19 protein-coding genes are annotated in these 25156 nt (G+C 61.9%); 13 read left to right on the plus strand and 6 right to left on the minus strand.

Going from position 1 to position 25156, the window contains the following annotated elements; translation table 11 throughout:
• The first annotated feature begins 144 nt into the window (after positions 1-144).
• Together AC02Y0_RS08015 and AC02Y0_RS08020 are read left to right on the plus strand one after the other, a co-directional pair.
• On the plus strand, positions 145-774 hold the full coding sequence (locus AC02Y0_RS08015) for a MarC family protein (RefSeq protein WP_444557096.1): 630 nt from the start codon (positions 145-147) through the stop codon (positions 772-774).
• 10 nt (positions 775-784) lie between these two features.
• Positions 785-2062, plus strand: coding sequence for a DUF2254 domain-containing protein (locus AC02Y0_RS08020; RefSeq protein ID WP_476383407.1), 1278 nt, complete (start codon positions 785-787; stop codon positions 2060-2062).
• A 92-nt stretch (positions 2063-2154) separates the two neighbouring features.
• Here the strand turns inward: AC02Y0_RS08020 and AC02Y0_RS08025 are convergent, their stop codons facing one another.
• Positions 2155-2700, minus strand: a complete 546-nt coding sequence (locus tag AC02Y0_RS08025; protein ID WP_166599265.1) for a single-stranded DNA-binding protein — start codon at positions 2698-2700, stop codon at positions 2155-2157.
• 268 nt (positions 2701-2968) lie between these two features.
• On the opposite strand from AC02Y0_RS08025, the gene uvrA reads away from it, so the two are divergent.
• From uvrA to AC02Y0_RS08040, 3 genes are all read left to right on the plus strand, one after another.
• Positions 2969-5890 (plus strand): excinuclease ABC subunit UvrA, encoded by a 2922-nt coding sequence (gene uvrA, locus AC02Y0_RS08030; protein ID WP_476383408.1) that lies wholly within the window; start codon positions 2969-2971, stop codon positions 5888-5890.
• Positions 5891-5983: 93 nt separating this feature from the next.
• On the plus strand, positions 5984-6787 hold the full coding sequence (locus tag AC02Y0_RS08035) for a DUF72 domain-containing protein (RefSeq protein ID WP_476383409.1): 804 nt from the start codon (positions 5984-5986) through the stop codon (positions 6785-6787).
• Positions 6788-6938: 151 nt separating this feature from the next.
• Entirely contained in the window at positions 6939-8600 is a 1662-nt protein-coding gene (locus AC02Y0_RS08040) for a Na/Pi cotransporter family protein (RefSeq protein ID WP_476383410.1), read from the plus strand.
• Positions 8601-8615: 15 nt separating this feature from the next.
• Here AC02Y0_RS08040 and AC02Y0_RS08045 read toward each other — a convergent pair whose 3' ends face one another.
• The gene (locus tag AC02Y0_RS08045; RefSeq protein ID WP_476383411.1) at positions 8616-10094 is read right to left on the minus strand and encodes an NAD(P)H-hydrate dehydratase; all 1479 of its coding nucleotides are present in this window, start codon (positions 10092-10094) and stop codon (positions 8616-8618) included.
• A 351-nt stretch (positions 10095-10445) separates the two neighbouring features.
• Between AC02Y0_RS08045 and AC02Y0_RS08050 the strand changes: the two genes are divergently transcribed.
• From AC02Y0_RS08050 to hspQ, 4 genes are all read left to right on the plus strand, one after another.
• Positions 10446-10784 carry a P-II family nitrogen regulator gene (locus AC02Y0_RS08050; RefSeq protein WP_006727717.1) on the plus strand — a complete coding sequence of 113 codons (339 nt, stop codon included), beginning with the start codon at positions 10446-10448 and terminating at the stop codon, positions 10782-10784.
• 63 nt (positions 10785-10847) lie between these two features.
• The gene (gene glnA / locus AC02Y0_RS08055) at positions 10848-12257 is read left to right on the plus strand and encodes a type I glutamate--ammonia ligase (protein WP_069041355.1); all 1410 of its coding nucleotides are present in this window, start codon (positions 10848-10850) and stop codon (positions 12255-12257) included.
• 145 nt (positions 12258-12402) lie between these two features.
• The gene (locus tag AC02Y0_RS08060) at positions 12403-13323 is read left to right on the plus strand and encodes a DMT family transporter (protein WP_476383412.1); all 921 of its coding nucleotides are present in this window, start codon (positions 12403-12405) and stop codon (positions 13321-13323) included.
• 87 nt (positions 13324-13410) lie between these two features.
• Complete coding sequence (hspQ, locus tag AC02Y0_RS08065) at positions 13411-13740, plus strand: heat shock protein HspQ (protein ID WP_112245661.1); 330 nt, start codon at positions 13411-13413, stop codon at positions 13738-13740.
• Positions 13741-13818: 78 nt separating this feature from the next.
• On the opposite strand, the gene AC02Y0_RS08070 is transcribed toward hspQ, so the two are convergent.
• Complete coding sequence (locus AC02Y0_RS08070; RefSeq protein WP_444557104.1) at positions 13819-14454, minus strand: invasion associated locus B family protein; 636 nt, start codon at positions 14452-14454, stop codon at positions 13819-13821.
• A gap of 274 nt (positions 14455-14728) precedes the next feature.
• Between AC02Y0_RS08070 and AC02Y0_RS08075 the strand changes: the two genes are divergently transcribed.
• The 3 genes from AC02Y0_RS08075 (at position 14729) to AC02Y0_RS08085 (ending at position 18297) form a co-directional block, all read left to right on the plus strand.
• Entirely contained in the window at positions 14729-16534 is a 1806-nt protein-coding gene (locus tag AC02Y0_RS08075) for an extracellular solute-binding protein (RefSeq protein WP_476383414.1), read from the plus strand.
• A 98-nt stretch (positions 16535-16632) separates the two neighbouring features.
• Positions 16633-17304, plus strand: coding sequence for a DsbA family oxidoreductase (locus tag AC02Y0_RS08080; protein WP_476383415.1), 672 nt, complete (start codon positions 16633-16635; stop codon positions 17302-17304).
• 57 nt (positions 17305-17361) lie between these two features.
• Entirely contained in the window at positions 17362-18297 is a 936-nt protein-coding gene (locus AC02Y0_RS08085) for a DMT family transporter (protein WP_476383416.1), read from the plus strand.
• Positions 18298-18332: 35 nt separating this feature from the next.
• Here the strand turns inward: AC02Y0_RS08085 and mfd are convergent, their stop codons facing one another.
• Entirely contained in the window at positions 18333-21839 is a 3507-nt protein-coding gene (gene mfd, locus AC02Y0_RS08090; RefSeq protein ID WP_476383991.1) for a transcription-repair coupling factor, read from the minus strand.
• Positions 21840-21845: 6 nt separating this feature from the next.
• Positions 21846-22160: an FAD assembly factor SdhE gene (locus AC02Y0_RS08095; RefSeq protein WP_476383417.1), complete on the minus strand. Its 315-nt coding sequence runs from the start codon at positions 22158-22160 to the stop codon at positions 21846-21848.
• A 95-nt stretch (positions 22161-22255) separates the two neighbouring features.
• Between AC02Y0_RS08095 and recG the strand changes: the two genes are divergently transcribed.
• On the plus strand, positions 22256-24361 hold the full coding sequence (gene recG, locus AC02Y0_RS08100; RefSeq protein ID WP_476383418.1) for an ATP-dependent DNA helicase RecG: 2106 nt from the start codon (positions 22256-22258) through the stop codon (positions 24359-24361).
• Positions 24362-24373: 12 nt separating this feature from the next.
• On the opposite strand, the gene AC02Y0_RS08105 is transcribed toward recG, so the two are convergent.
• Positions 24374-25102, minus strand: coding sequence for a DUF502 domain-containing protein (locus AC02Y0_RS08105; RefSeq protein ID WP_476383419.1), 729 nt, complete (start codon positions 25100-25102; stop codon positions 24374-24376).
• Positions 25103-25156 lie beyond the last annotated feature (54 nt).

Here is a 25156-nt window from a genome sequence, read left to right on the forward strand (position 1 = left end):
GCGCGCGCGCGCCAATTTCGAGGCTGGTTATAAACAGGCTTTTGCGGCTGCGGAAAGGCATTTCTCTCAATATCTTGGGCCTCAGCCTTGCAAGCCCACCAAGGCTTCGGCTTTATGGGCCTTCGCACAGGAGAATTCGACACCATGGCCATGACCGACACGATGATCAGCGCCTTTACCACCCTGCTGGTCACCGTCGACCCTCCGGGGCTCGCGCCGCTGTTTCTCGGCCTGACCCAGGGCATGACGCGGGCGCAGCGCCAGCAGGTCGCGATACGCGGCTCGGTCATGGGTTTTGCGATCCTCACCGTGTTTGCGCTGTTCGGCGCCACCATTCTCGGCGCGCTCGGCATCTCCATGGGCGCCTTCCGCATCGCCGGCGGCTTGATGCTGTTTGCCATTGCCTTCGAGATGATCTTCGAGAAGCGCAACGAGCGTAAGGAAAAGACCACGGATGACGCGATCACCAAGGATCACATCCACAACCTCGCCGTCTTCCCGCTCGCCATCCCGCTAATCGCAGGTCCGGGCGCGATTTCCGCCACGGTGCTGATCTCAGGCACCATGGACGGATGGATCGGCAAGCTGCAGCTGGTTGCGGTCATCGGCGTGGTGCTGGGCCTCGTCTTTGTCTCGCTTTACCTTGCCGAGCGCCTCAACCGCTTCCTGGGCGTGACCGGCCGTGCGCTGCTGACACGTCTGCTCGGTGTGCTTCTTGCGGCACTTTCTGTCCAGTTCGTCGTTGACGGGGTGAAATCTGCCTTTATCGGCTGAGGAAACCCGTATGACACAAGATCCAGCCGTCTCAAGCCGCTGGCGATTCATCCTGAAGCAATTCAGCCGGCGGCTCTGGGTGCGCGCTTCGGCCATCGGTGCGATCGGTGTGCTGGCGGCAGTGCTGGCGGCCGTTGCAGAGCGATTTGTCCCCTTCGAAATCCCGGGATCGATTAAGGCGGACTCGGTCGACACAATCCTCAACATCATCGCCTCCAGCATGCTGGCCGTGACGACGTTTTCGCTGAGCGCCATGACCTCGGCCTATGGTTCGGCGACCAGCAATGTGACGCCGCGCGCGACGAAGCTGCTGATCGAAGACACGGTGACGCAGAACGTAATGTCGACCTTTGTGGGATCCTTTCTCTACGGCATCGTCGGCATCGTGGTGCTGCAGACTGGCGCCTATGGCGACCGGGGCCGCGTCATCCTCTTCGTAGTCACGATCGGAGTGATCGCGCTTATCGTCTTCCAATTGCTGCGCTGGATCGATCACCTGACCACGCTCGGGCGTGTTGGCGAGACGACAAGCCGGGTGGAGAATGCGGCAGCTCGGGCAATCGAGGCGCGGCGGCAGAACCCTTATCTGGGCGGCAGCCCCCTGCCGGACAGGAAAGGCGCGGATCCTGATGGCATGGCGCCGGTGAAAGCCGGCGCTATCGGCTATGTCCAGCACATCGACATGCAGGCACTCTCAGCGCTTGCCGAGCGGATCGACGGTGAGATCCACCTGGGCGTCAATCCCGGCGCCTTCGTCTATCAAGACAGCACTGTCGCTTATCTTACCTCGGCCATGGCTCGACCGGAGGATGACATCGCACCGGAGGATGCCTTGCGACGCGCCGTGACCATCGGCAATGAACGCGACTTCGATCAGGATCCCCGTTTCGGACTGGTCGTGCTTAGCGAGACCGCGCAGCGCGCGCTGTCTCCGGCGGTGAATGATCCCGGTACGGCGATCGATGTCATCGGGCGCGCCACCCGACTGCTCAGCACATGGGCCAAACCCGTCGAGGAAGAGGAACCAAAGTTTCCCCGCGTCTTTATCCCTGCCCTGACGGCTGACGATCTTTTCGAAGACGCCTTCATGACGATCGCCCGCGATGGCGCAGCCCAGGTCGAGGTTCAGCTTCGACTGCAGAAAAGCCTCTCAGCGCTATCACGGCTCGGAGGATCCGATTTTCGGGCCGCAGCACGACGCCAGGCCGCCCTTGCTCTGTCGCGTGCCGAAAAGGCCTTGCCGATCGAGGCGGATCTCAAACGATTGCGCGACGACCTGAGCGACTAGCGGGGGATCTCACCTCCTGAAACGGCGAACGCCCCGCGTGAGCAGGGCGTCCGGGAAATCCAGGTGTTGTTTGTTCGGCGGGACGCGCCGGCTCAGAACGGGATGTCGTCGTCGAGATCGCGGGAGAAGCCGCCGGAAGGGGCGCTGCCGCCGCGGCTTGCGCCACCGGAAGAGCCACCACGCGACGGGGCTGGCGCACCATAGCCGCCGTCGTAACCACCGCCGCCGCCACCGTAATCGGCGCCGCCGAAGTCATTGCCGCCGCGCGCGCCGCCAGCGCCATCACCGCGACCGCCGAGCATGGTCAGGTTGCCGTTGAAGCCCTGCAGGACGACTTCCGTCGAGTAACGGTCGGCGCCGGTCTGGTCCTGCCACTTGCGGGTCTGAAGCTGACCTTCGACGTAAACGGTCGAGCCCTTCTTCAGATATTGTTCGGCGACCTTGCAGAGGCCTTCGTTGAAGATGACGACCGAATGCCATTCGGTCTTTTCCTTGCGCTCGCCGCTGTTCTTGTCGCGCCAGCTTTCCGAGGTCGCGATGCGCAGGTTGGCGATCGGCCGTCCGTCCTGGGTCCGGCGGATTTCGGGATCGGCTCCGAGATTGCCGATCAGAATGACCTTGTTGACGCTACCAGCCATGACACTCACCTTACTGCCGCGCCGCCGCGGCGTTCAAAATCCAATCAAATGCCACCTTATCCCATCCGCTTCGGCGATTGGGCAGTGACCGGCTTAAATCCACAGCGAAAATGTTCTTTATTTGTTCTAGTATTTCTCTATGATCCTGTCAACAGAATCGAAATTCCGCCGTGGTGGCGCCTTGCGCCTCGACTCGGGAGCTTCGTTGACTACATAAGGACAGTTCTCCCAGGAACAGTCCCCTTCCCTTTGCCGATCAGAGCCCGACATGAGCGAACTCAAGACCATTTCCATCCGTGGCGCGCGCGAGCACAATCTCAAGGGCATCGACCTCGATCTGCCGCGCAACAGCCTGATCGTGATGACGGGGCTTTCCGGCTCCGGCAAGTCGTCGCTTGCCTTCGACACGATCTATGCCGAAGGGCAGCGGCGTTACGTCGAGAGCCTGTCGGCCTATGCGCGGCAGTTCCTCGAAATGATGCAGAAGCCGGATGTCGACCAGATCGAGGGTCTGTCGCCGGCAATCTCGATCGAGCAGAAGACGACCTCGCGCAATCCGCGCTCAACGGTCGGCACGGTCACCGAGATCTACGACTATATGCGCCTTTTGTTCGCGCGCGTTGGCGTGCCCTATTCGCCCGCCACGGGCCTGCCGATCGAGAGCCAGACGGTGAGCCAGATGGTTGACCGGATCCTGGCGCTTGAGGAAGGCACGCGCCTCTATATCCTCGCGCCGATGATCCGCGGCCGCAAGGGCGAGTATAAAAAGGAACTCGCCGAGCTGATGAAGAAGGGCTTCCAGCGCGTCAAGATCGACGGGCAATTCTACGAGATCGCCGAGGCCCCGACGCTCGACAAGAAGTACAAGCACGACATTGATGTGGTCGTCGACCGCGTCGTTGTGCGCCCGGATATCGCGAGCCGTCTTGCGGACAGTCTGGAGACTTGCCTTCGGCTCGCGGATGGGTTGGCGGTTGCCGAATATGCCGACAAGCCGCTGCCGCCCGAGGAAACCTCTGCCGGCGGTTCAGCCAACAAGTCGCTGAACGAGACGCATGAGCGCGTGCTGTTTTCGGAAAAATTTGCCTGCCCGGTCTCCGGCTTCACCATCCCGGAAATCGAGCCGCGGCTCTTCTCCTTCAACAATCCCTTCGGCGCCTGCCCGGCCTGTGATGGTCTCGGCAGTCAGCAGAAGATCGACGAGGCGTTGATCGTTCCGGAAGTGCATCGCAAGCTGAATGACGGAGCCATCGCGCCCTGGGCCAAGTCCAGCTCGCCCTATTACAACCAGACGCTTGAAGCGCTCGGCAAGGCCTTCGGGTTCAAGCTGACGAACAAGTGGTCGGAGCTGTCGGACGCCGCACAGAAGGCAATTCTGCACGGCACAGAGGAGAAGATCGACTTCCATTATGCCGATGGTGCGCGCTCCTACACGACGACCAAGACCTTCGAAGGTATCGTGCCGAACCTCGAACGGCGCTGGAAGGAAACCGACAGTGCCTGGGCGCGCGAGGAAATCGAGCGCTTCATGTCGGCCGCCCCCTGCCCGGCGTGCAATGGATTCCGCCTGAAGCCTGAGGCTCTCGCGGTCAAGATCAACGGGCTGCATATCGGCCAGGTGACGAACATGGCGATCCGCAATGCGGGCTCCTGGTTCGAAGACCTGCCGGCGAAGCTGACCGACAAGCAGAACGAGATCGCGGTCCGTGTGCTCAAGGAAATCCGCGAGCGCCTGCGCTTCCTCAATGATGTCGGTCTCGACTATCTCTCGATGTCGCGCAATTCCGGCACGCTGTCGGGTGGTGAGAGCCAGCGAATCCGTCTGGCATCGCAGATCGGCTCGGGTTTGACTGGCGTGCTTTACGTGCTGGACGAGCCGTCGATCGGCCTGCACCAGCGCGACAATGCGCGGCTTCTCGATACGCTGAAGCATCTGCGCGACATCGGCAACACCGTGATCGTCGTCGAGCATGACGAGGATGCGATCCTGACTGCCGATTATGTCGTCGATATCGGTCCGGCGGCCGGCATTCATGGCGGCCAGGTGATTGCGCAGGGGTCGCCGCAGGACATCATGGCGCATCCGAAATCGCTGACGGGCAAATACCTGACGGGCGAAATGGGCGTGAGCGTTCCGGCGCAGCGGCGGAAGCCAAAGAGGGGCCAGCAGATCAAGGTCGTCGGCGCGAAGGGCAACAACCTGAAGAATGTCACGGCCTCGATCCCGCTCGGCGTGTTCACGGCAGTGACGGGCGTCTCCGGTGGTGGCAAGTCGACCTTCCTCATCGAGACGCTCTACAAGGCGGCCGCACGCCGCGTCATGGGTGCGCGCGAAAACCCGGCCGAACACGAGCGGATCGACGGTTTCGAGTTCATCGACAAGGTGATCGACATCGACCAGTCGCCGATCGGCCGCACGCCACGATCCAATCCAGCGACCTATACCGGCGCCTTCACGCCGATCCGCGACTGGTTCACCGGTCTGCCGGAAGCCAAGGCGCGGGGTTATCAGGCCGGCCGCTTCTCGTTCAACGTCAAGGGCGGCCGCTGCGAGGCCTGCCAGGGCGACGGCGTGATCAAGATCGAGATGCACTTCCTGCCGGACGTCTATGTCACGTGTGACGTCTGCCATGGCAAGCGCTACAACCGCGAAACGCTGGACGTGACCTTCAAGGGCAAGTCGATCGCCGACGTGCTCGACATGACGGTCGAGGAAGGCGTCGAGTTCTTCCAGGCGGTGCCGGCTGTGCGCGACAAGCTGCAGGCGCTGTTCGATGTCGGCCTCGGCTATATCAAGGTCGGTCAGCAGGCGAACACGCTGTCGGGCGGCGAGGCCCAGCGCGTCAAGCTCGCCAAGGAGCTGTCGAAGCGCTCGACGGGACGCACGCTCTACATCCTCGATGAGCCGACAACCGGCCTACATTTCCACGACGTCGCCAAGCTCTTGGAAATGCTGCAGGAACTGGTCAATCAGGGCAATAGCGTCGTGGTCATCGAGCACAATCTCGAGGTCATCAAGACGGCTGACTATATCCTCGATTTCGGCCCCGAAGGCGGCGATGGCGGCGGCCAGATCGTGGCACAGGGTACGCCGGAAGAGGTGGTGAAGGTCGAGGCGTCCTATACCGGGCAGTTCCTCAAGGAGCTGCTACAGCGTCGGCCGGTGAAGAAGGTGCAGGCGGCGGAGTGATCCGCCGCTGGCCGGACAGAAGACGGTCTGCCATCTGCACGGTTTGTTTTTGATTTAGCCAATTACCTAACTCTATCAAGCAAGAGGCATTTCATGACCAAATCCGGCACGATCCGCACCGGTATCGGAGGATGGACGTTCGATCCCTGGGACGACAGTTTTTATCCGTCCGATCTGCCGAAGAAGCGCCAGCTGGAATATGCCAGCCGGCAGCTGACAGCGATCGAGGTGAACGGCACCTATTACTCCAGCCAGAAGCCGGCGACCTTTGCCAAATGGGCGGCAGAGGTGCCGAAGGATTTCGTCTTTTCGCTAAAAGCCAGCCGGTTCTGCACGAACCGCAAGATCCTGGCCGAGGCCGGGCCGTCGGTGGAGAAGTTCCTGCATCAGGGCATTGAGGAGCTTGGGGGCCATCTCGGGCCGATCCTCTGGCAGTTCATGGGCACGAAGAAATTCGACGCTGACGATTTCGAGGCCTTTCTCGACCTGTTGCCGAAGAGCTTGAACGGGCAGCCGCTTCGTCACGTGGTCGAGCCTCGGCATGAGAGCTTTCTGGTACCGGAATTCGTCGACATGCTGCGCCGGCATGGGGTGGCGGCCGTGTGTGCCGACCATCACGACTATCCGATGTTTGCCGATCCCACGGCGGACTTTGTCTATGCCCGACTGCAGAAGGGAACCGACGAGACACCGACCTGCTATCCGCCTGGGGAAATCGACGCCTGGGGCGAGCGGTTCAAGACCTATGCTGCTGGTGACGTACCCGGCGACCTAAACCTGATCGCGAAGGACAAGCCGGCGACGAAGGAACCCCGCGATGTCTTTGCCTTCTTCATATCGGGCGGCAAGGTGAATGCGCCGAAGGGCGCGATCGAGCTCAAGAAGCGGATCGACTGACATCCCCGACGTCCTGGCTGTCATCAATTTGTGACATTGGCGAAACTGGACTAGGCTCGGTCGCAGAGTCGCGGTCATTTCTGCGCGCTGGGCCGGCATGCTCCCCTCTTTGGACGTGCGCGTCCAGAATATGAGAGTTCGGGGCACTTCCATGTCGGGCATCGCCGTCTTCATCCATCTTGCTGGCGCAGTCGCGCTGCTTCTCTGGGCGACCCGCATGGTCCGCACCGGGATCGAACGCGCTTATGGCGGCGTCTTGAAGGACAAGCTTCGGCATGCGGTTGGCAACCGGTTCTCGGCGGCTTTTGCCGGCTTCCTGTTTGCTGTTGCCCTGCAGAGCGCGACGGCGGTGGCGCTGATTGTCGCCTCGTTTTCGGCGGCCGGCTATGTCGTGCCGGCGATTGGGGTTGCAACGCTTCTCGGCGCCGATTTCGGCTCTGCCTTCGTCGTCCGCATCCTGCGCTATGATCTGTCGCTGCTTGTGCCGGTGCTGCTTCTGGCCGGCACGATCGCGTTTCGGACATCGGAAGCGCGTGGCTGGCGACAGATCGGGCGCATCCTGTTCGGCCTTGGCCTGCTTCTCCTGTCGCTGCGGCTGATTGGTGAAGCGTCGGAACCGCTGCGCGAAAGCAGCATCCTGCCCATCCTGTTCAACTATCTCGCGAGCGACTGGATCAGCGCCTTCGTGCTTGCGGCGCTGCTCGCCTGGTCATTCCATTCGAGCGTGGCTGCGGTTCTTCTCGTTGCTTCACTGGCCGACAAGCATCTGCTGCCGGACGCCCTCATCATCCCGCTGGTGCTGGGCATCAATTTTGGGGCTGCGATCATCGCTGCGCTGCTCACCAAGAATGCCGAGCCGAATGCCAGGATCGTACCACTGGGCAATGTTGTGATCCGGGGCATGATGACGCTCGTAGCGCTTGGCGGTCAGTTCGCCTTTGCTGTCAGCCCGACAGTGTTTTCCGCCCAGCCCGGAGATGCCGTCGTTCTTGTTCATCTGGCGATGAACGGCGCCGTGCTAGTGCTTGGCCTGCCCTTTGCCGGTCTCGTTGCCGGCATGCTTGAGCGTTTGCTGGCGCGGTCGGAGGATCGTGCCGCCAATGATGACCGGCTCTCGGCGCTCAATGTCGTCGATCTTTCCAACCCGCAACAGGCGATATCCAACGCGACACGCGAGGTCCTTGCGGTTTGCGACAAGACGGAGGTCATGCTGAACGGCATCTTCGACCTGTTCGAACGTTGGGACCCAAAGAAGATGGAGCGGATCGCGACGCTCGACGACCAGATCGATACGATCCATCGCGACATCAAATTCTACCTCGCCCGCATATCAGAGACCGCACTCGACCAGACCTCTGCCGCCCAGTGCCAGAACCTTCTGGGTGCGACGATCAAGATCGAACAGGCGGCCGATATCATCTCGCAGAACATGCTGACGCGGGCACGCAAAAAGAGCGAGCGCAATGTTGCCTTTTCGGCCGAAGGTTGGGCCGAACTCTGCGCGATGCATAATGAGGTGGTGCAGAATGCGCATCTTGCCTTCAACCTGCTGGTCACCCGCGATCTGGAACATGCGCGCCAGCTCGTCGCCCGCAAGGAGGCCATCCGCGGCCTGGTGAAGACCAGTGAGGAAAGCCATCTGCAGCGCCTGCGCCAGGGTAATGCCGCAAGCTTCGAATCGAGTTCGCTGCACATCGACACGATGCGGGACCTGAAGGAGATCAACTCGCTCTTCGTGTCGATCGCCTATCCGCTTCTGGAAGGGGAAGGTCTGCTGCGGCGCAGCCGTCTGGTGCAGCCGGCGGAACTTTAGGCCTCGGATGGGCCGTCAGTCCGGCCGGACATGCGCCACGAGATCCTCTGCGGTCATGGCCTGCCCTGCCCTCAAGGCGGCCTGGCCATGCTGGTGCACACCGGCGCAGGCCGCTTCGAAGGCCGGCATGCCATTGGCCAGTCTGGCACCGATGATCCCGGCAAGCACATCGCCCGAGCCGGCCGTGGCCAAAGTAGCCGGCGCCTTTTCCTCGATCGCAGCGCGACCGTCGGGCGAGGCAATCACGCTATCCGCACCCTTGTAGACGACGATGCCGCCCAGCGCCTTTGCGGCGGTCAAGGCCTTTTCCACCTTGCCCAGCGAGGTATCCGACGCGATGTCGGGGAAGAGCCGAGCGAACTCCCCTTCGTGCGGCGTCACCACCAGTCGCGGTTCGCCACCCTGGAATGCTGCTGACAGCTGATCGGCTGCGTCCTTGAAGGCGGAGATGCCGTCGGCGTCCAGGACGAGGCTGCGACCGGCGTCCCCCACCATCACGGCGAAGCGGCGGGCCCGGTATAGGTCGCCGAAACCCGGGCCGAGCACGAATGTCGACCGCCGGGTGTCGGTCAGCCAGGTAGAGAGGTCGGCGACGGTATCGAGGCGCGCCAGCATCACGGCCGTCAGATGGCCTGCATTGATTGCCAGGGCTGAGGCCGGGGATGCCAGCGTGACCAGACCGGCCCCGGCGGACAATCCTGCTTTAGCGGAGAGCCTTGCCGCCCCGGTTGCCGTTTCCGGTCCGGAAAAGACAGTCAGGTGGCCGCGGCGATACTTGTGATCCTGGGCCGAGACCGCTTTGTTCTGTCCGGACCATAGCTGGGGACCGTTGACCCAGAGCTTGGCCGCTTCGGCTTCGACGATCCTTCGGGGAATACCGATGTCGAAGACTTCGAGATCACCGCAATGCAGGCGCCCGGGCAGAAGAAGGTGACCGGGTTTGCGCGTCATGAAGGTGACGGTATGGGCCGCCTTGAACGCTGCGCCGCGAATGCCGCCCGTCGCACCGTCAATGCCCGAGGGTAGATCGATCGCCAGAATCGGAACACCGGCTGCCTCAATGGAGGCGATGGTTTGCATCACGATCTGCGGGACATCGCGGGTCAGGCCGGCGCCGAGGAGCCCGTCGATGATGACGTCCCCCGCACGCAGCTCGAAGACGTCCAGGGCCGTGACTGGGAGGTCACACCCTGCCTGTGCCCTGGCTGCGTCGCCCTTGAGCTCGCCCACTTCCGCCAAGCTGTAGACGACGACATACGCTCCTGCCCGCGCAAGCGCCGAGGCCGCGACATATCCGTCTCCGCCATTGTTTCCCGGTCCGCAGAGGACAATGAAACGGAGCGCCTGCGGGTAGAGGCGGAGCGCTGTTGCGGCCACGGCCTCGCCTGCCCGCATCATCAGTGCAAAGCTGTCGATGCCCGACCGGGCTGCAGCGATATCGACGCGCGCCATGGCAGATGGGGAAAGCAGGATTTCCGGAGTGTGGTGGTTCATGCGGAGAGGTTAGAGCATATTCCAAGCCTTGCGCAATGATGCACGATTTTGGGCAGAGCCGATTGCTTACTTTATATGCATTTGCACTTTTTATGCCCTTGTCTATTCGGGATAACGCAAAGACCGCAAGGGGTTACGCTGCGGCTCCGCAATTAAAAAAGATTGGCCAAAATCGTTATTTTGATCGAAACGGGCTGGCTTTTCCGGCCAATTTGCTGGAGATTTGCCCGGTCGGATGGAGGAGGCACCGGTTTTCGCGCAATTTTCGCGAAAGACTGGCACATTCCATGCATCCAGCCCGGCGGGCGGGGCTCATCCTGCTTTACTGAGGAAGCGGAGAGAAATTTTCTCATGAAAAAGATCGAAGCGATCATCAAGCCTTTCAAGCTCGACGAAGTGAAGGAAGCCCTTCAGGAAGTCGGCCTGCAGGGTATCACCGTGACGGAAGCCAAGGGCTTCGGTCGCCAGAAGGGCCATACAGAGCTCTATCGCGGCGCCGAATATGTCGTGGACTTCCTGCCCAAGGTGAAGGTCGAAGTGGTACTGGCCGACGAGAACGTGGAGGCCGTCATCGACGCCATCCGCAATGCAGCCCAGACGGGCCGCATCGGCGACGGAAAAATCTTCGTGTCGAATGTCGAAGAAGTCGTCCGTATCCGGACCGGCGAAACCGGCATCGACGCCATCTAACTCGGACCCGACACTTAGGGAGGTCGGGTTTAAATCGTCTGCTCACGCGAGGAACATAAAAATATGACGACCGCAAACGATATCCTGAAACAGATCAAGGACAACGACATCAAGTTCGTCGACCTGCGCTTTACCGATCCCAAGGGCAAGCTGCAGCACGTGACGATGGACATTGCCTGTGTCGACGAAGACATGTTCGCCGATGGCGTCATGTTCGACGGCTCCTCGATCGCTGGCTGGAAGGCCATCAACGAGTCCGACATGGTGCTGATGCCGGATCCGGCAACCGTGCACATGGACCCCTTCTTCGCCCAGTCGACGATGGTCATCCTCTGCGACATTCTCGATCCGGTTTCGGGCGAAGCCTATAACCGCGATCCGCGCGGCACCGCCAAGAAGGCCGAAGCCTACCTCAAGGCATCTGGTATCGGCGACACCATCTTCGTCGGCCCGGAAGCTGAATTCTTCGTCTTCGACGACGTGAAGTACAAGGCCGACCCGTACAACACCGGCTTCAAGCTCGATTCGACCGAACTGCCGTCGAACGACGACACCGATTACGAGACCGGCAACCTCGGGCACCGTCCGCGCGTCAAGGGCGGCTACTTCCCGGTTCCGCCGATCGACAGCCTGCAGGACATGCGCTCCGAAATGCTGACGGTTCTCGGCGAAATGGGTGTCGTGGTCGAAAAGCACCACCACGAAGTGGCAGCTGCCCAGCACGAGCTTGGCATCAAGTTCGACGCGCTGGTGCGCAACGCCGACAAGATGCAGATCTACAAATATGTCGTGCATCAGGTTGCCAATGCCTATGGCAAGACTGCGACCTTTATGCCGAAGCCGATCTTCGGCGACAACGGTTCGGGCATGCACGTGCACATGTCGATCTGGAAGGACGGCAAGCCGACCTTCGCCGGCGACGAATATGCCGGTCTCTCGGAAAGCTGCCTGTTCTTCATCGGCGGCATCATCAAGCATGCCAAGTCGATCAACGCTTTCTCCAACCCGTCGACCAACTCCTACAAGCGTCTGGTCCCGGGTTATGAAGCGCCGGTTCTGCTCGCCTACTCGGCCCGCAACCGCTCCGCCTCGTGCCGCATTCCGTTCGGCTCCAACCCGAAGGCCAAGCGCGTCGAAGTCCGCTTCCCGGATCCGACCGCGAACCCCTATCTCGCTTTCGCCGCCATGCTGATGGCCGGTCTCGACGGCATCAAGAACAAGATCCATCCGGGCAAGGCCATGGACAAGGACCTGTACGACCTGCCGCCGAAGGAACTGAAGAAGATCCCGACCGTCTGCGGTTCGCTGCGCGAAGCGCTCGAAAGCCTGGACAAGGATCGCAAGTACCTGACCGCCGGCGGCGTGTTCGACGACGACCAGATCGATTCGTTCATCGAGCTGAAGATGCAGGAAGTCATGCGCTTCGAAATGACCCCGCATCCGGTCGAATTCGACATGTACTACTCGGCCTGATTTTTAGGGTCACTCATCAGACGCCGGCGGATCGCTCCGCCGGCGTTTTTCGTTTCGAATGGTACCAATTGTTGGCAATCGCGCTTTCGCCCCGGGCATTGTCGCGCTAGCAGTGGTCATCCCTCCTCTGTTGTCACGGTTTTCCATGCCGGCCTCACAGCAATCGCCCTCGCCGCGCCTCTATGACTGGACGCTCTTCCTGCTGGCGCCGGTGTTCTTCTCGTCGAACCTGATCTTCGGGCGTGGCATCACCGGCGAGGTCGGGCCATTCACGACCGCGCTGCTGCGCTGGGTGGGGGCAGCGATCCTGATGTCGCCCTTCATCTGGCAGGAGCGGCATGCCTGTCTCACCTTCGTGCGGCGTCATACGGCGCTCTGGCTGACGCTCGGCATTCTCGGCATGGGCATCTGCGGTGGCTTGGTCTATTGGGCATTGACGTTGACGACGGCCTCCAACGCGACGCTGATCTACACGACATCGTCGCTGTTCATCATCCTGTTCCAGTGGCTGTTTCAGAAGCGCGCGATCACGCGGCGGGAACTGGGGGGCATGGTGATTGCTTTTGCCGGGGTCGTGGCGATCGTTTTGAAAGGGCATCCGGAGGCGCTGCTGGAGCTCACATTCAACATCGGGGATCTGGCGATCCTGGTGGCGGCCATTGCCTTTGCCGCCTATTCGCTGCTGTTGCGGCGTCCGTCCGTGCGCGAGATGCCGCCGCTCCCGCTGTTTGCTCTCCTGGCACTTTCAGGCTCGATCGTGCTGGTGCCGCCCGGTCTCATCGAGATCGCCGGCGGCGGGCTTCTGCCGGATACGGGCATGGAATTTGCCAAGCTTGCGGGCATTATCCTCTTCGCTTCGCTGGCGGCCTTCTATTGCTTTCAACATGCGGTGCAGGTGTTCGGGCCGGGCATTGCGGGAATGACGCTCTACCTGATGCCGCCCATGTCGATCCTGATGGCCGTCATATTCCTCGGGGAGCGCTTCGAGCACTATCATGCGGTCGGCATTGTGCTGGTGACCGGAGGTCTCATTCTTGCGACCGCGCCGAGGCGCAAAACAAGCTAGGTGTCGCAGCTGACAATGACGTCACACACCATCCCTTGATTTTGGCGGGCTTTCTTCCCAAATATGACAGGGAAAGGAAGTCAAACCATGAAACAACGAAGCGCTAAATTTGGTATCGGGGACGTCGTGCGGCACAAGTTCTTTCCGTTCCGCGGCGTGATCTTCGATGTTGACCCGGAATTTGCGAATTCCGAGGAGTGGTGGAATGCGATCCCGGCCGAAGTTCGGCCGCACAAGGACCAGCCCTTCTATCATCTGCTCGCGGAGAATTCCGAGACGGAATATGTGGCCTACGTGTCCGAGCAGAACCTCGAGCGCGACCAGAGCCAGGAACCGTTGCGCAATCCGCAGATCCAGCAGATTTTCGAGCCGCAGCAGAGCGGCCACTACAAGCCGAAGATGAACTTCGCGCACTGACCTCCAGCCGATACCACAAAGCAAAGAGGCCCGCGTCTCACGACGCGGGCCTCTTGTTATTCATTGCCTTGAAGCGGATCAGTTGCCCTGCTTGGCAGCGTTCTGGGCGTCGGTGATCGCCTTGTTGCGCTCTTCCTGCTTCTTCTGCATGGCTTCCTGCAGGAGACGCTGACGCTCTTCGGCCTGCGACTGCGACATCGCTTCGCCATCAAAGGCGCCGGTGAAGCCGGTCAGCGGGATCTTGATCGGGTTCGGCGCGCGGCGGAAGTTGATCGAGGTGAAAACGACCTCGCCACCCTTCTTCAGGCTGTCGATGATTGCATCCGTCAGCGGGATTTCAGCCGTGCAGCGGTCGGGCAGGCAGACGGCGTAGTCGAGCTTGGTGCCCTTGGCGCCATCGATCTGCATCAGAACGCCCGGCGGGATGAGACGCGCCGAGGGAACGGTGACCTGAAGCAGCTTGCGGTTGACCTTGCCTTCGACCGTGATCAGGCCAACGGCCGTGATCAGCTGGCCATTGGCGGCAACGAGCTGGTTCTGGACGACGCAGACGTCGGACTCTTCCTGCTTGGCGCAGGTCTTGAACCACTTCGCCTCAGAGGGAGCGGCTGCGGCTTCCTGGGCCTGGGCGACAACCGGCATGGCGGCAGCGGCGAAGGACAATGCGAGTGCAGACACAGCCGTCCGCGTTGCGTTGCTAAGTTTGAACATCATACGTATTCCGTCTCCTGAAAACCCCTGTCGCGCGGACTTCAATGCCGCGTCATTCGCCTGTCTTGTCTGCCCTCACCTGTCGTTCAAATGAGGCAAATACATGACCCGGCGATCCGGCTCACCTGTTACATTGTGGCGGCCGGAATATCCAGCGTTTCTTTGACGCCGGATCGACTCACCTCGTCTAAATCCCACCCGCTTGTGTTGGTTTTATGGTGATTGTGCTAGCGTCCGCGCACTTTGCAGATTCCATATCCCGAGGAGGACCGAGATCTTGCGCCGTCTCTTGTTTAGCCTTTGCCTGCTGCCCTTTGCCACCGTCGCCCAGGCGGAGCCCGTTCACGGTATTGCAATGCATGGGGAGCCGGCACTCTCCGCCGATTACACGCACTTCCCTTATGTGAAGCCCGACGTGAAAAAAGGCGGCAAAGTCAATTACGGTGTCGTCGGCACCTATGATGCGCTCAACCCCTTCGTGCTGAAAGGCATGCGGACTACGGCGCGCGGCGTCTGGGACCCGGAATTCGGCAATCTGCTCTATGAGCCGCTGATGACGCGCTCAGCCGACGAGCCCTTCACGCTCTATGGTCTGCTGGCCGAAACCGTGGAATGGGATGCTGACCGGACCTATGTGCAGTTCAACCTCAATCCCAAGGCCCGGTGGCATGACGGCAAGCCGGTGACGCCCGAGGATGTGATCTTCACCTTCGAATTGCTGCGCGACAAGGGCCGTCCGCCCTTCAACGGCCGTCTCAATGCCGTCGCCAAGATGGAGAAGGTCGGTGAGCACGGGGTGAAATTCACCTTCAACGAGAAGGCGAATCGCGAGACGCCGCTGATCTTTGCATCCGCCACGCCGATCCTGCCGAAGCATGCGATCGATCCTTCAACCTTCGACCAGGGTGGGCTCGCCATCCCGGTTGGATCCGGTCCCTACAAGATCAAGGAGTTGCGGCCCGGCGAGAAGGTGACCTGGACACGCGACCCCGATTACTGGGGCAAGGACCTGCCTTCGAAGATCGGCTTCGACAATTACGACGAGATCACGGTCACCTATTTCCTGCAGGAAGCGACGCTGTTCGAAGCCTTCAAGAAGGGAGAGATCGACATCTATCCGGACGGTGATTCCAATCACTGGCAGCGGGCCTATGATTTTCCGGCAGCGCAGAATGGCGACGTCGTGAAGGAAGCCTTCAAGCCGGGCCTGCCAGCGGGCATGCTGGGCTTCGTCTTCAATATCCGCCGTCCGATCTTCGCAGATGTGAAAGTGCGTGAGGCGATCAACACGGCCTTCGATTTCGAGTGGCTGAACAAGACGCTCTACGGCAATGCCTTCACGCGCACGCAGAGCTATTGGCAGAATTCGGCGCTTGGCGCTTTCGGCAATGCCGCCGACGAGAAGGAGCTGGCGCTCTTGGGCACGGCGAAGGACAAGCTGTCTCCGGAAATCCTGGCAGGCACCTATGCGCAGTCCGCGACAGACGGCTCTGGCGGCGATCGCAAGGCGCTCGCCAAGGCGGTGAAGCTGTTCGGCGAGGCCGGCTACAAGATCCAGGGCGGCAAGATGCTGGATGCCTCCGGCAAGCCGCTTGCCTTCGAGGTGATGACGCAGAACGAGGGCCAGGAGAAGATGGCGCTCGCCTTCCAGCGGACGCTGAAGCTGATCGGTATCGACATGGCGATCCGCACCGTCGACGACGCGCAGTATCAGGCGCGCTCCAACAGCTTTGACTACGACATGATCATCAAGTCCTATACCTCGTCGCTGTCGCCGGGTGCCGAGCAAGTCAACCGCTGGGGTTCGGAATCGAGGGATGCCCAGGGGAGCTTCAACTATGCGGGTGTTGCCGATCCTGACATCGACCGGATGATGGAGGCGCTTTTGCAGGCGCGCGAGCCCGCCGACTTCCAGGCGGCCGTGCGGGCCTATGACCGGCTGCTCGTTGCCGGGCACTATGTCGTGCCGCTCTACCATATCGGCGAGCAGTGGGTGGCGCGCTGGAAGCATATCGGGCGGCCGGAAACGGCTCCGCTCTACGGCTATCAGCGCCCGACCTGGTTCGACGCGCGCGTCCAGTAAGCCTCACCCGTTTGACGCTGTGTTTTCGGGCCGGAACTTGTCTCCGGCCCGCTTTGCTTTAAGTGACAGGCATATCTCTGCCAGGAAAGGACACCCTCATGGACCGCATCACCATCGACCTCGTATCCGACGTGGTCTGCCCCTGGTGTTATCTCGGCAAGGCCCGGCTGGAGCTTGCGATTGCCGAGGTGCAGGACGAGGTCAGTGTCGACATCAACTGGCGCCCGTATCAGCTCAACCCCGATTATCCGCCTGAAGGTGTCGACCATCAGGTCGAACTGGCCAAGAAGCTCGGCGGCAAAGACAAGATGGACCAGGCGCATGCGCATCTGAAGTCGCTTGGCGCCGAGGTCGGCATCGCCTTTGATTTCGAGGCGATCAAGGTCGGTCCGAACACGCTCGATGCGCACCGGCTGATCCATTGGGCCGGCCAGGAAAGCCGGGAAACGCAAACCCGCGTGGTCGACTTGCTTTTCAAGGCGAATTTCGAACAGGGCCGCAATATCGGTGACGCGGCGGTGCTGCTCGACATTGCGACCGAGGCCGGACTGTCGCGTCCCGTCATCGAATCGCTGCTGGCAGGCGATGCCGATGTGAACCACGTGCTGTCTGAGGTGGAAGCCGCCAAGCAGATGGGCGTCAACGGCGTGCCGTTCTTCATCTTCGACCAGCAATATGCCGTGAGCGGTGCTCAGCCGCCGGCGGAACTTGCCAATGCCCTGCGCGAAATCGCCAAGGCGAAGGCCGAGGCGCTGCGCAATCTGAATTGACGGTTGTAACGAACACTCGTATCCCGGTGAGGTAACCTCCTCCCCGGGATCATCACCTTGTCCGCCGATACCACCCTCAAAGGCGTTTTCTTCGCCTTCATCTGCTTTGCCGCCTATTCCTTCAGTGATGCCGCCGTGAAGATGGTGGAAGGGCGCGTGCCTGCCTTCGAGGCCGGCTTCATTGGCAGCCTGTTCGGCTTTGTCGCCATCCCCTTCCTGATGAAGCGCGGCGACCGCTATACGGATCTGGTGCGCAGCACCAACTGGCCGCTCTGGGGCCTTCGCTTCGTCTGCTCTGCGGTCGGCACGGTCGGCAGTATCATTGCCTTTACCCAGCTCTCCATGGCCGAGGCCTTCTGCCTGATCTTCCTGCTGCCGAGCTTTGCAACGATCATGTCGGTGATCTTCCTCAAGGAAGAGGTGGGCATGAAGCGCTGGGCAGCCGTCTTGATCGGCTTCCTCGGCGTGCTGGTGGTGCTGAGGCCTGGTTTTCGCGAATTGGAGATCGGGCATCTGGCGGCGCTGATCTCGGGCTTTGCCGGCGCCGTGACGATCATCATCTTCCGCGCCATGGGGCCGCAGGAGAAGAATATCTCGCTCTATGGCGCGGGCCTGCTTGGTAGCGTCATCATCTGTGCGGCCTTTTCGCTGCCGGACTTCCAGGCGCCTGGCGGCTATGACCTGATGCTGCTTGCCGCTTTCGGCCTGCTGGCGGCCGTCGGCAATATCTTCATGATGCTGGCGTCGTTTTATGCGCCCGCCCCGATCGTCGGGCCGATCCAGTACAGCCAGATGCTCTGGGCGATCCTGCTCGGCTATCTCGTCTTTGGCGACAAGGTCGACTGGCCGATGGGCATTGGCATCGTGCTGATCGTTGGCTCTGGTCTCCTGACGCTGATCCGCGAGCGCAAGCGCGACACGCCGCTCCCGCCGCCGGTGGCCGGCAAGGGCGATGCGGCTCTGGCGATCAAGCCGGAACAGTCTGACACTTGAACGGAGGCGGGCCCCAAGCGGCCCCCTCCCTCGCCTCAACCAGCCTTGGCCAGTTCCGCCAGTTGCGTCATCACCACCGCAGCACCCGACAGCCGCTTTTCCGGTGTCGGCAGGTCGCGGGTGAGGAACACCGAGTGGTCGGGGCGGATCTTCGCCATCGCGCCCTGCTTGGCGATATAGCCGACCAGTGCCGCCGGGTTCGGGAACTGCTTGCCGCGGAACTGGACGACGACGCCCTTGGGGCCGGCTTCCAGCTTCTCGACATTGGCCTTGCGGCAGAGTGCCTTGATGTAGACGACCTTCAGCAGGTGCTGGACCTCGACCGGCATAGGTCCGAAGCGGTCGATCATCTCGGCACCAAAGGCATCGATCTCCCCCAATTCGTTGATTTCACCCAGGCGACGGTAAAGGCCGAGGCGCAGGTGCAGGTCGGGTACGTAGGCGTCGGGGATCATCACTGACGTGCCGACCTGGATCTGCGGTGACCAGCCGGTGTCTTGGATTTCGTCCACGCCCTTCACTTCGGCGACCGCCTCTTCCAGCATCTGCTGGTAGAGTTCGAAGCCGACTTCCTTGATATGGCCGGACTGTTCTTCGCCGAGCAGATTGCCGGCGCCGCGGATGTCGAGGTCGTGGCTGGCGAGCTGGAAACCGGCACCGAGCGTGTCGAGCGACTGCAGAACCTTCAGGCGGCGTTCGGCGCCCGTGGTCAGCACCTTGTTGACCGGCAGCGTCAGGAGCGCGAACGCACGCACCTTGGAGCGACCGACGCGGCCGCGGATCTGGTAAAGCTGGGCCAAGCCGAACATGTCGGCACGGTGCACGATCAGCGTGTTGGCGGTGGGCACGTCGAGACCGGATTCGACGATGGTGGTCGAGAGCAGCACATCGTAGCGGCCTTCATAGAAGGCGTTCATGATGTCTTCGAGCTCGCCGGCTGCCATCTGGCCATGGGCGACGGCGACCTTCAGCTCGGGCACGTTCTCATCGAGGAAGCTTTTCACATCCGCGAGATCGGCGAGACGCGGGCAGACGTAAAAGCTCTGGCCTCCGCGATAATGCTCGCGCATCAGGGTCTCACGGATGACGAGCGGATCGAAGGGCGAGATGAAGGTGCGGACCGCCATGCGGTCGACCGGCGGCGTGGTGATCAGCGAGAGTTCGCGCACCCCGGTCATGGCAAGCTGCAGGGTGCGCGGGATGGGCGTGGCCGAGAGCGTCAACACGTGAACGTCCGACTTCAGCTCCTTCAGACGCTCCTTGTGCTTCACACCGAAATGCTGCTCCTCGTCGATGATCAGGAGGCCGAGATTGGCAAAACTCACGCCGGTGCCGAGCAGCGCATGGGTGCCGACGACGATGTCGGTCTTGCCGTCTGCCACTTCCTTCTTGACGAGGTTCAGTTCCTTCGTGCCGACGAGGCGCGAGGCCTGCTGTACACGGATGGGCAGGCCCCGGAAGCGCTCGGAGAAGGTCTTGAAATGCTGGCGGGCGAGCAGCGTGGTCGGCACGACAACGGCGACCTGGATGCCGTTCATTGCGGCGATGAAGGCGGCACGGAGCGCGACTTCCGTCTTGCCGAAGCCGACGTCGCCGCAGACGAGGCGGTCCATTGGCCGACCGGCGCCGAGGTCCGAGCGAACGGATTCGATCGCCGTTTCCTGGTCTTCCGTCTCGTCATAGGGGAAACGGGCTGCGAACTCGTCGTAGAGGCCTTCCTGGGTGGTGAGCACGGGCGCAGACCGGGTCATGCGTTCGGCAGCGATGCGGATCAGGGCACCGGCCATATCGAGCAGGCGCTTCTTTAGCTTGGCCTTGCGCATCTGCCAGGCGCCGCCGCCCAGCTTGTCGAGTTGGACTTCGGTTGCCTCGCCGCCGTAGCGCGAGAGCAGGTCGATGTTTTCGACCGGCAGGAAGAGTTTGGCGTCGTCGGCATACCGAAGTTCAAGGCAGGCATGCGGGGCACCGGCCGCCTCGATGGTGCGCAGACCGACAAAGCGGCCGATGCCGTGTTCGGCATGCACAACGATCGAACCTTCGTCGATGCCAGCGACTTCCGAGATGAAGTCGGCGGCGCGCTTGCGGCGCTTGGAGCGGCGGACCATGCGGTCGCCGAGGATGTCCTGTTCGCCGATGATGACGAGACCGTCTGTCTCGAAGCCGCCTTCAAGGCTGAGAACGGCGGTGCCCGCCTCCCCCTTCTTCAGCTTGTCGACGTCTTTCAGGGCGGCGACTGGAACGAGTTTTTCCAGGCCATGTTCGTTCAGTACCTGCAGCAGGCGGTCGAGCGAGCCTTCGGACCAACCGGATACGATGACCTTCACCCCGGCTGCGCGCTTGTCGGCGATATAGCTGACGGCCTGGCCGAAGACGTTGGCGCGGTTGCCTTCTTCGCTGGCTTCGTTGGCAGACTTTGCCCAGCGGGGTGTCGGGCGGGCATTGACCTCAATGACCAGCCGGCTTTCACCGCCGGCTTCTGCAAAGGGCGTGATGCGGATCGGGTCGAAGGCATCGAGCGACTTGCCGAACTCGCCCGCACCGAGATAGAGCCGCTCCGGCGGCACCGGCTTGTAGGGCGTGCCCTGGGCGAGATGGCCCTTGCCAGGCGTGGCGGAGTTGAGGCGCGCCTCGTAATAGTCGCGGATCAGCTTGGCGCGCTCGTCGGCTGCCTCACGTACGGTATGATCCGTGACGATACGGAAGCCGCGCAGATAATCGAACGTGGTTTCCAGCTTGTCGTAGAACATGGGCAGCCAATGCTCCATGCCGGCGTAACGCCGGCCCTCGGAGACAGCGGCATAGAGGGCGTCGTCGCGGGTCGCGGCACCGAACAGCGACAGGTAGTTCTTGCGAAAGCGGCTGATGCTCTCGGGCGTCAGCGTAACCTCGCTCATCGGGTTCAGATCAAGCGAGCGGATCTGGCCGATGGTGCGCTGGCTCGCCGGATCGAAGGAGCGGATCGATTCGAGCGTGTCGCCGAAGAAATCCAGTCGCACCGGCTCTTCTGCGCCGGGTACGAAAACATCAAGGATGCCGCCGCGGACCGCGAATTCGCCGACTTCCCGCACGGTTGCGACACGATCGAAGCCGTTGCGCTCAAGTCGGGCGGCGATGTCATCCATGCGCACCTGGTTGCCGGGCTTGGCCGAAAAACCGAGGCTATCGATGACATCCGCCGGTGCCACTTTCTGCAGCATGGCATTGACCGTGACCAGAACGATCGCCGGGTGCGGATTGAGATAGAGCGCAATAAGACCCGAGAGTGCTGCCAAACGGCGGGCGGAGACGTCTGCCGATGGTGACACGCGGTCGTAAGGCAGGCAGTCCCAGGCCGGCAGGCTTAAGACCGGGATGTCTGGCGCGGTGAAGCTGAGCGTCTGTTCGAGGTTCTGCAGCCGCTGGCCGTCGGAGACGATGTAGGCCACAGGGCGGCCCTGACGCGCGAGTTCGGCGAGGATGAAGGCATCCATGCCGTCGGGCACATGGGAGAGCGTCAGGGCGGATTGTGCGCCGACAATCCGCTTCACATCGATCAGGGACATCATCAGTTACTTTGCAGCGGTTTCGTCGCCCGTGACCGGTGAGAAATCCGGCCGGAGAGCGGCTATGCGTTCGAAGAGCGGTGTCTGGAGATGGGCGGGCACCGGATCGGCACCCGTGATGTAGCGGACGAGGTCGTTGTCTTCCTCGACCATGATGTGCTCGAGTTCGTCGAGTTCCTCATCGGAAAGCTCGCTGATATGAGCCTCGCAGAACTGGCCAAGCATCAGGTCCATTTCCCGGATGCCGCGGTGCCAGCAGCGGAACAGGATGCGCCGACGGCGCGGATCGAGGTCGGCACTGCTTTTCACCAGTCCAGTCATCTTGGCATCCTTCCAATTCTTGCGCCTCTATAGAGCAGCGACCGGCAAATGTCAGCTTGCCAAACCGGCATTTTGCGAGGCATTTTGCCCCCATCATGCGTCCCCATCTTCTCGATCCCCTCTTTGCCTCCGTGGCTTCGCTCAGCGGAGTCGGTCCCAAGCTCGCCCAGCTGCTCGCCACCCTGCTCGGGCGCGAGGATGCCGAGGATGCGCGGGTCGTCGACCTGCTGTTCCTTGCACCGCACCGGCTGATCGACCGGCGCCACCAGCCGGGCATTGCCTATGCGCAGCAGGGTTCGCTGGTGACCATCACCGGACGCGTCGACCGCCACATGCCGCCCCCGCCGGGCAAGAACAACATGCCCTACCGCATCTTCCTGCATGACGAGACGGGGGAACTGGCGCTCACCTTCTTCCGGGTCAAGGGCAACTGGCTGGAAAAGGCATTGCCCGTCGACGAGATCGTCATGGTCTCAGGGAAAGTCGACTGGTTCAACGGTCGGCCATCCATGGTTCATCCCGACCTGATGGTGAAGGCGAGCGAGGCGGAGAACCTGCCGCTGGTCGAGCCGGTCTATCCGCTGACGGCGGGGCTTGGACCGAAAGTGTTGCGCAAGGCGGTCGAATCCGCTGTCGAGAAGATGCCGGAACTTGCCGAATGGGCGGATGCGGCGCTCGCGGCGAAACAGGGATTTGCCAGTGTGCGCGACTGTCTGGTCGCGCTCCACAATCCGCGCGACGAGAAGGATATCGACCCGCAGGCCCCCGCCCGGCGGCGGCTAGCCTATGACGAATTTCTCGCCGGTCAGGTGTCGCTCGCCTTGGTGCGGCAGAAGTTGAGACGGGTGCCGGGCACACCGATCAAGCCGACGGGCGAACTCAGCGGCAGGATCCGCGCCGCCCTGCCCTTTACGCCCACCAACAGCCAGGTGGCGGCGATCGACGATATCCTGAAGGATATGGCGACCGACCAGCGCATGCTGCGGCTCGTGCAGGGTGACGTCGGCGCCGGCAAGACGCTGGTGGCGCTGTTTGCCATGGCAGCCGCTGTCGAGGCCGGTGGGCAAGCCGTGCTGATGGCGCCGACTGAAATCCTGGCACGGCAGCATCATGCGACGCTCGCCAAGCTCGGTGCGGCGGCTGGCCTGAAGATCGAGGTCCTGACCGGGCGCACCAAGGGCAAGGAGCGCGAAGCGATCCTGGAGCGGATCGCATCCGGCGAGGCTCAGATCGTCATCGGCACACATGCGCTGTTCCAGGATGCGGTAGTCTACCGGAACCTCACACTCGCCGTAGTCGACGAGCAGCATCGCTTCGGCGTGCATCAGCGCCTGCGGCTCACCTCCAAGGGCATCTCGCCGCACATGCTGGTCATGACGGCAACGCCGATCCCGCGCACGCTGGTGCTCGCCGCCTTCGGCGACATGGACGTCTCCAAGCTCACCGAGAAGCCGGCGGGCCGCAAGCCGATCCAGACGGTGACGGTGCCGACCGAGCGCGTGCCCGACGTCATCGAGCGACTGAGGTCTGCCATTGCCGAGGGCAAGAAGGCCTATTGGATCTGCCCGTTGGTCGAGGAAACCGAAGAAAGCGAGCTGATGTCGGCCGAGGAGCGGCAAGCGGTGCTTGCGCAGTTCATCAAGGCGCCGATCGGGTTGGTGCATGGACGCATGGCGGGGCCCGAGAAGGACGCTGCCATGCTCGCCTTCAAGAACGGCGATACGCGGCTGCTGGTGGCCACCACCGTGGTCGAGGTCGGCGTCGATGTGCCGGATGCAACGATCATGGTCATCGAGCATGCCGAACGCTTCGGTCTTGCCCAGCTGCACCAGCTGCGCGGCCGTGTAGGCCGAGGCGATGAGGCCTCGAGCTGCATCCTGCTCTACAAGGGACCGCTCGGCGAAACCGGAAAGGCGCGCCTTTCGATCCTGCGCGATTCGGAGGATGGTTTCCTGATCGCGGAGGAGGACCTGAAGCTGCGTGGTGAAGGCGAATTGCTAGGGACGCGGCAATCAGGCACGCCGGGCTTCAAGATCGCGAGCCTTGAGCATCACGAGGATCTGCTGGAGATCGCTCGTAAGGATGCGGCCTATCTGCTGGATCGCGATCCGGAACTCACTTCGGAGCGTGGGGAAGCGGTCAGGACGCTGCTTTACCTGCATCGTCGCGACGAGGCGATCCGCTTCCTGCATGCGGGGTGAGGAACGACGTGTTCAGGAGCGGCCGGCACGCTTGGGCGGCTCGACCGGGTCTTCTGCCGCGAGGTCCTGAAATGCCGCCATGGCGTCCGAGGCGGTCGGCTTATATTCCGGCGTGACCAGTCCTGCCGAGATCAAGAGCTTCACGCCCTCTTCCGGGCTCATGTCGAGCAGCATCAGCTTGCTGCGCGGCACGAACATCAGGAATCCGGCGGTAGGCACAGGCGTCGGCGCGAGGAATACGGCGACCATTTCCTCGCCGTCCTGGTTGAGCCTGGCTGCAATCTCGCCCTTGGCATCCGTCGAGATGAAGACCAGCGCCCAGGTTCCGGCGCGCGGGAACTCGATCAGGCCGACTTTCTTGAAGGAATTGCCCTGCTCTTTCAGCACCGTCTCGAAGATCTGCTTGGTGCTCTTGTAGACGGTCCGGACCAGCGGCATCCGGTTGAGGATGTTTTCGCTGTAGGAGACGATCGAGCGGCCGATCAGGTTTCGGCCGAGAAAGCCGACAAGCGTGATGAAGAGGATGGCGATCAGAAGTCCGGTGCCGGGCACGGCGAACTTCAGATAGGCCTCCGGGTTGTAGCGATCCGGCAGATAGGGCTTCACCCAGCTGTCTGCCCAGCGGATGAAGGTCCAGGTCAGGTAGATAGTGATCGCCATCGGCGCGCAAATGATCAAGCCGGTCAGGAAGTTGTTCCTGAGCCTGGTCGCCATCGAAATCCTGTCAGAACCTTCGGTCATGCCCACCGTCATTGTGCAGTGCCGTAACGCTGCGGACAATGCCGGAGCGCAACC

The organism is Allorhizobium sp. nf9_anc, assembly GCF_056323085.1.

Excerpts from the sequence above, each read along its gene's own strand:
- AC02Y0_RS08015 (WP_444557096.1), top strand. The coding sequence starts at position 145 with ATGGCCATGACCGACACGATGATCAGCGCCTTTACCACCCTGCTGGTC.
- AC02Y0_RS08020 (WP_476383407.1), top strand. The coding sequence starts at position 785 with ATGACACAAGATCCAGCCGTCTCAAGCCGCTGGCGATTCATCCTGAAG.
- AC02Y0_RS08025 (WP_166599265.1), bottom strand. The coding sequence starts at position 2,700 with ATGGCTGGTAGCGTCAACAAGGTCATTCTGATCGGCAATCTCGGAGCC.
- uvrA (WP_476383408.1), top strand. The coding sequence starts at position 2,969 with ATGAGCGAACTCAAGACCATTTCCATCCGTGGCGCGCGCGAGCACAAT.
- AC02Y0_RS08035 (WP_476383409.1), top strand. The coding sequence starts at position 5,984 with ATGACCAAATCCGGCACGATCCGCACCGGTATCGGAGGATGGACGTTC.
- AC02Y0_RS08040 (WP_476383410.1), top strand. The coding sequence starts at position 6,939 with ATGTCGGGCATCGCCGTCTTCATCCATCTTGCTGGCGCAGTCGCGCTG.
- AC02Y0_RS08045 (WP_476383411.1), bottom strand. The coding sequence starts at position 10,094 with ATGAACCACCACACTCCGGAAATCCTGCTTTCCCCATCTGCCATGGCG.
- AC02Y0_RS08050 (WP_006727717.1), top strand. The coding sequence starts at position 10,446 with ATGAAAAAGATCGAAGCGATCATCAAGCCTTTCAAGCTCGACGAAGTG.
- glnA (WP_069041355.1), top strand. The coding sequence starts at position 10,848 with ATGACGACCGCAAACGATATCCTGAAACAGATCAAGGACAACGACATC.
- AC02Y0_RS08060 (WP_476383412.1), top strand. The coding sequence starts at position 12,403 with ATGCCGGCCTCACAGCAATCGCCCTCGCCGCGCCTCTATGACTGGACG.
- hspQ (WP_112245661.1), top strand. The coding sequence starts at position 13,411 with ATGAAACAACGAAGCGCTAAATTTGGTATCGGGGACGTCGTGCGGCAC.
- AC02Y0_RS08070 (WP_444557104.1), bottom strand. The coding sequence starts at position 14,454 with ATGATGTTCAAACTTAGCAACGCAACGCGGACGGCTGTGTCTGCACTC.
- AC02Y0_RS08080 (WP_476383415.1), top strand. The coding sequence starts at position 16,633 with ATGGACCGCATCACCATCGACCTCGTATCCGACGTGGTCTGCCCCTGG.
- mfd (WP_476383991.1), bottom strand. The coding sequence starts at position 21,839 with ATGTCCCTGATCGATGTGAAGCGGATTGTCGGCGCACAATCCGCCCTG.
- AC02Y0_RS08095 (WP_476383417.1), bottom strand. The coding sequence starts at position 22,160 with ATGACTGGACTGGTGAAAAGCAGTGCCGACCTCGATCCGCGCCGTCGG.
- recG (WP_476383418.1), top strand. The coding sequence starts at position 22,256 with ATGCGTCCCCATCTTCTCGATCCCCTCTTTGCCTCCGTGGCTTCGCTC.
- AC02Y0_RS08105 (WP_476383419.1), bottom strand. The coding sequence starts at position 25,102 with ATGACCGAAGGTTCTGACAGGATTTCGATGGCGACCAGGCTCAGGAAC.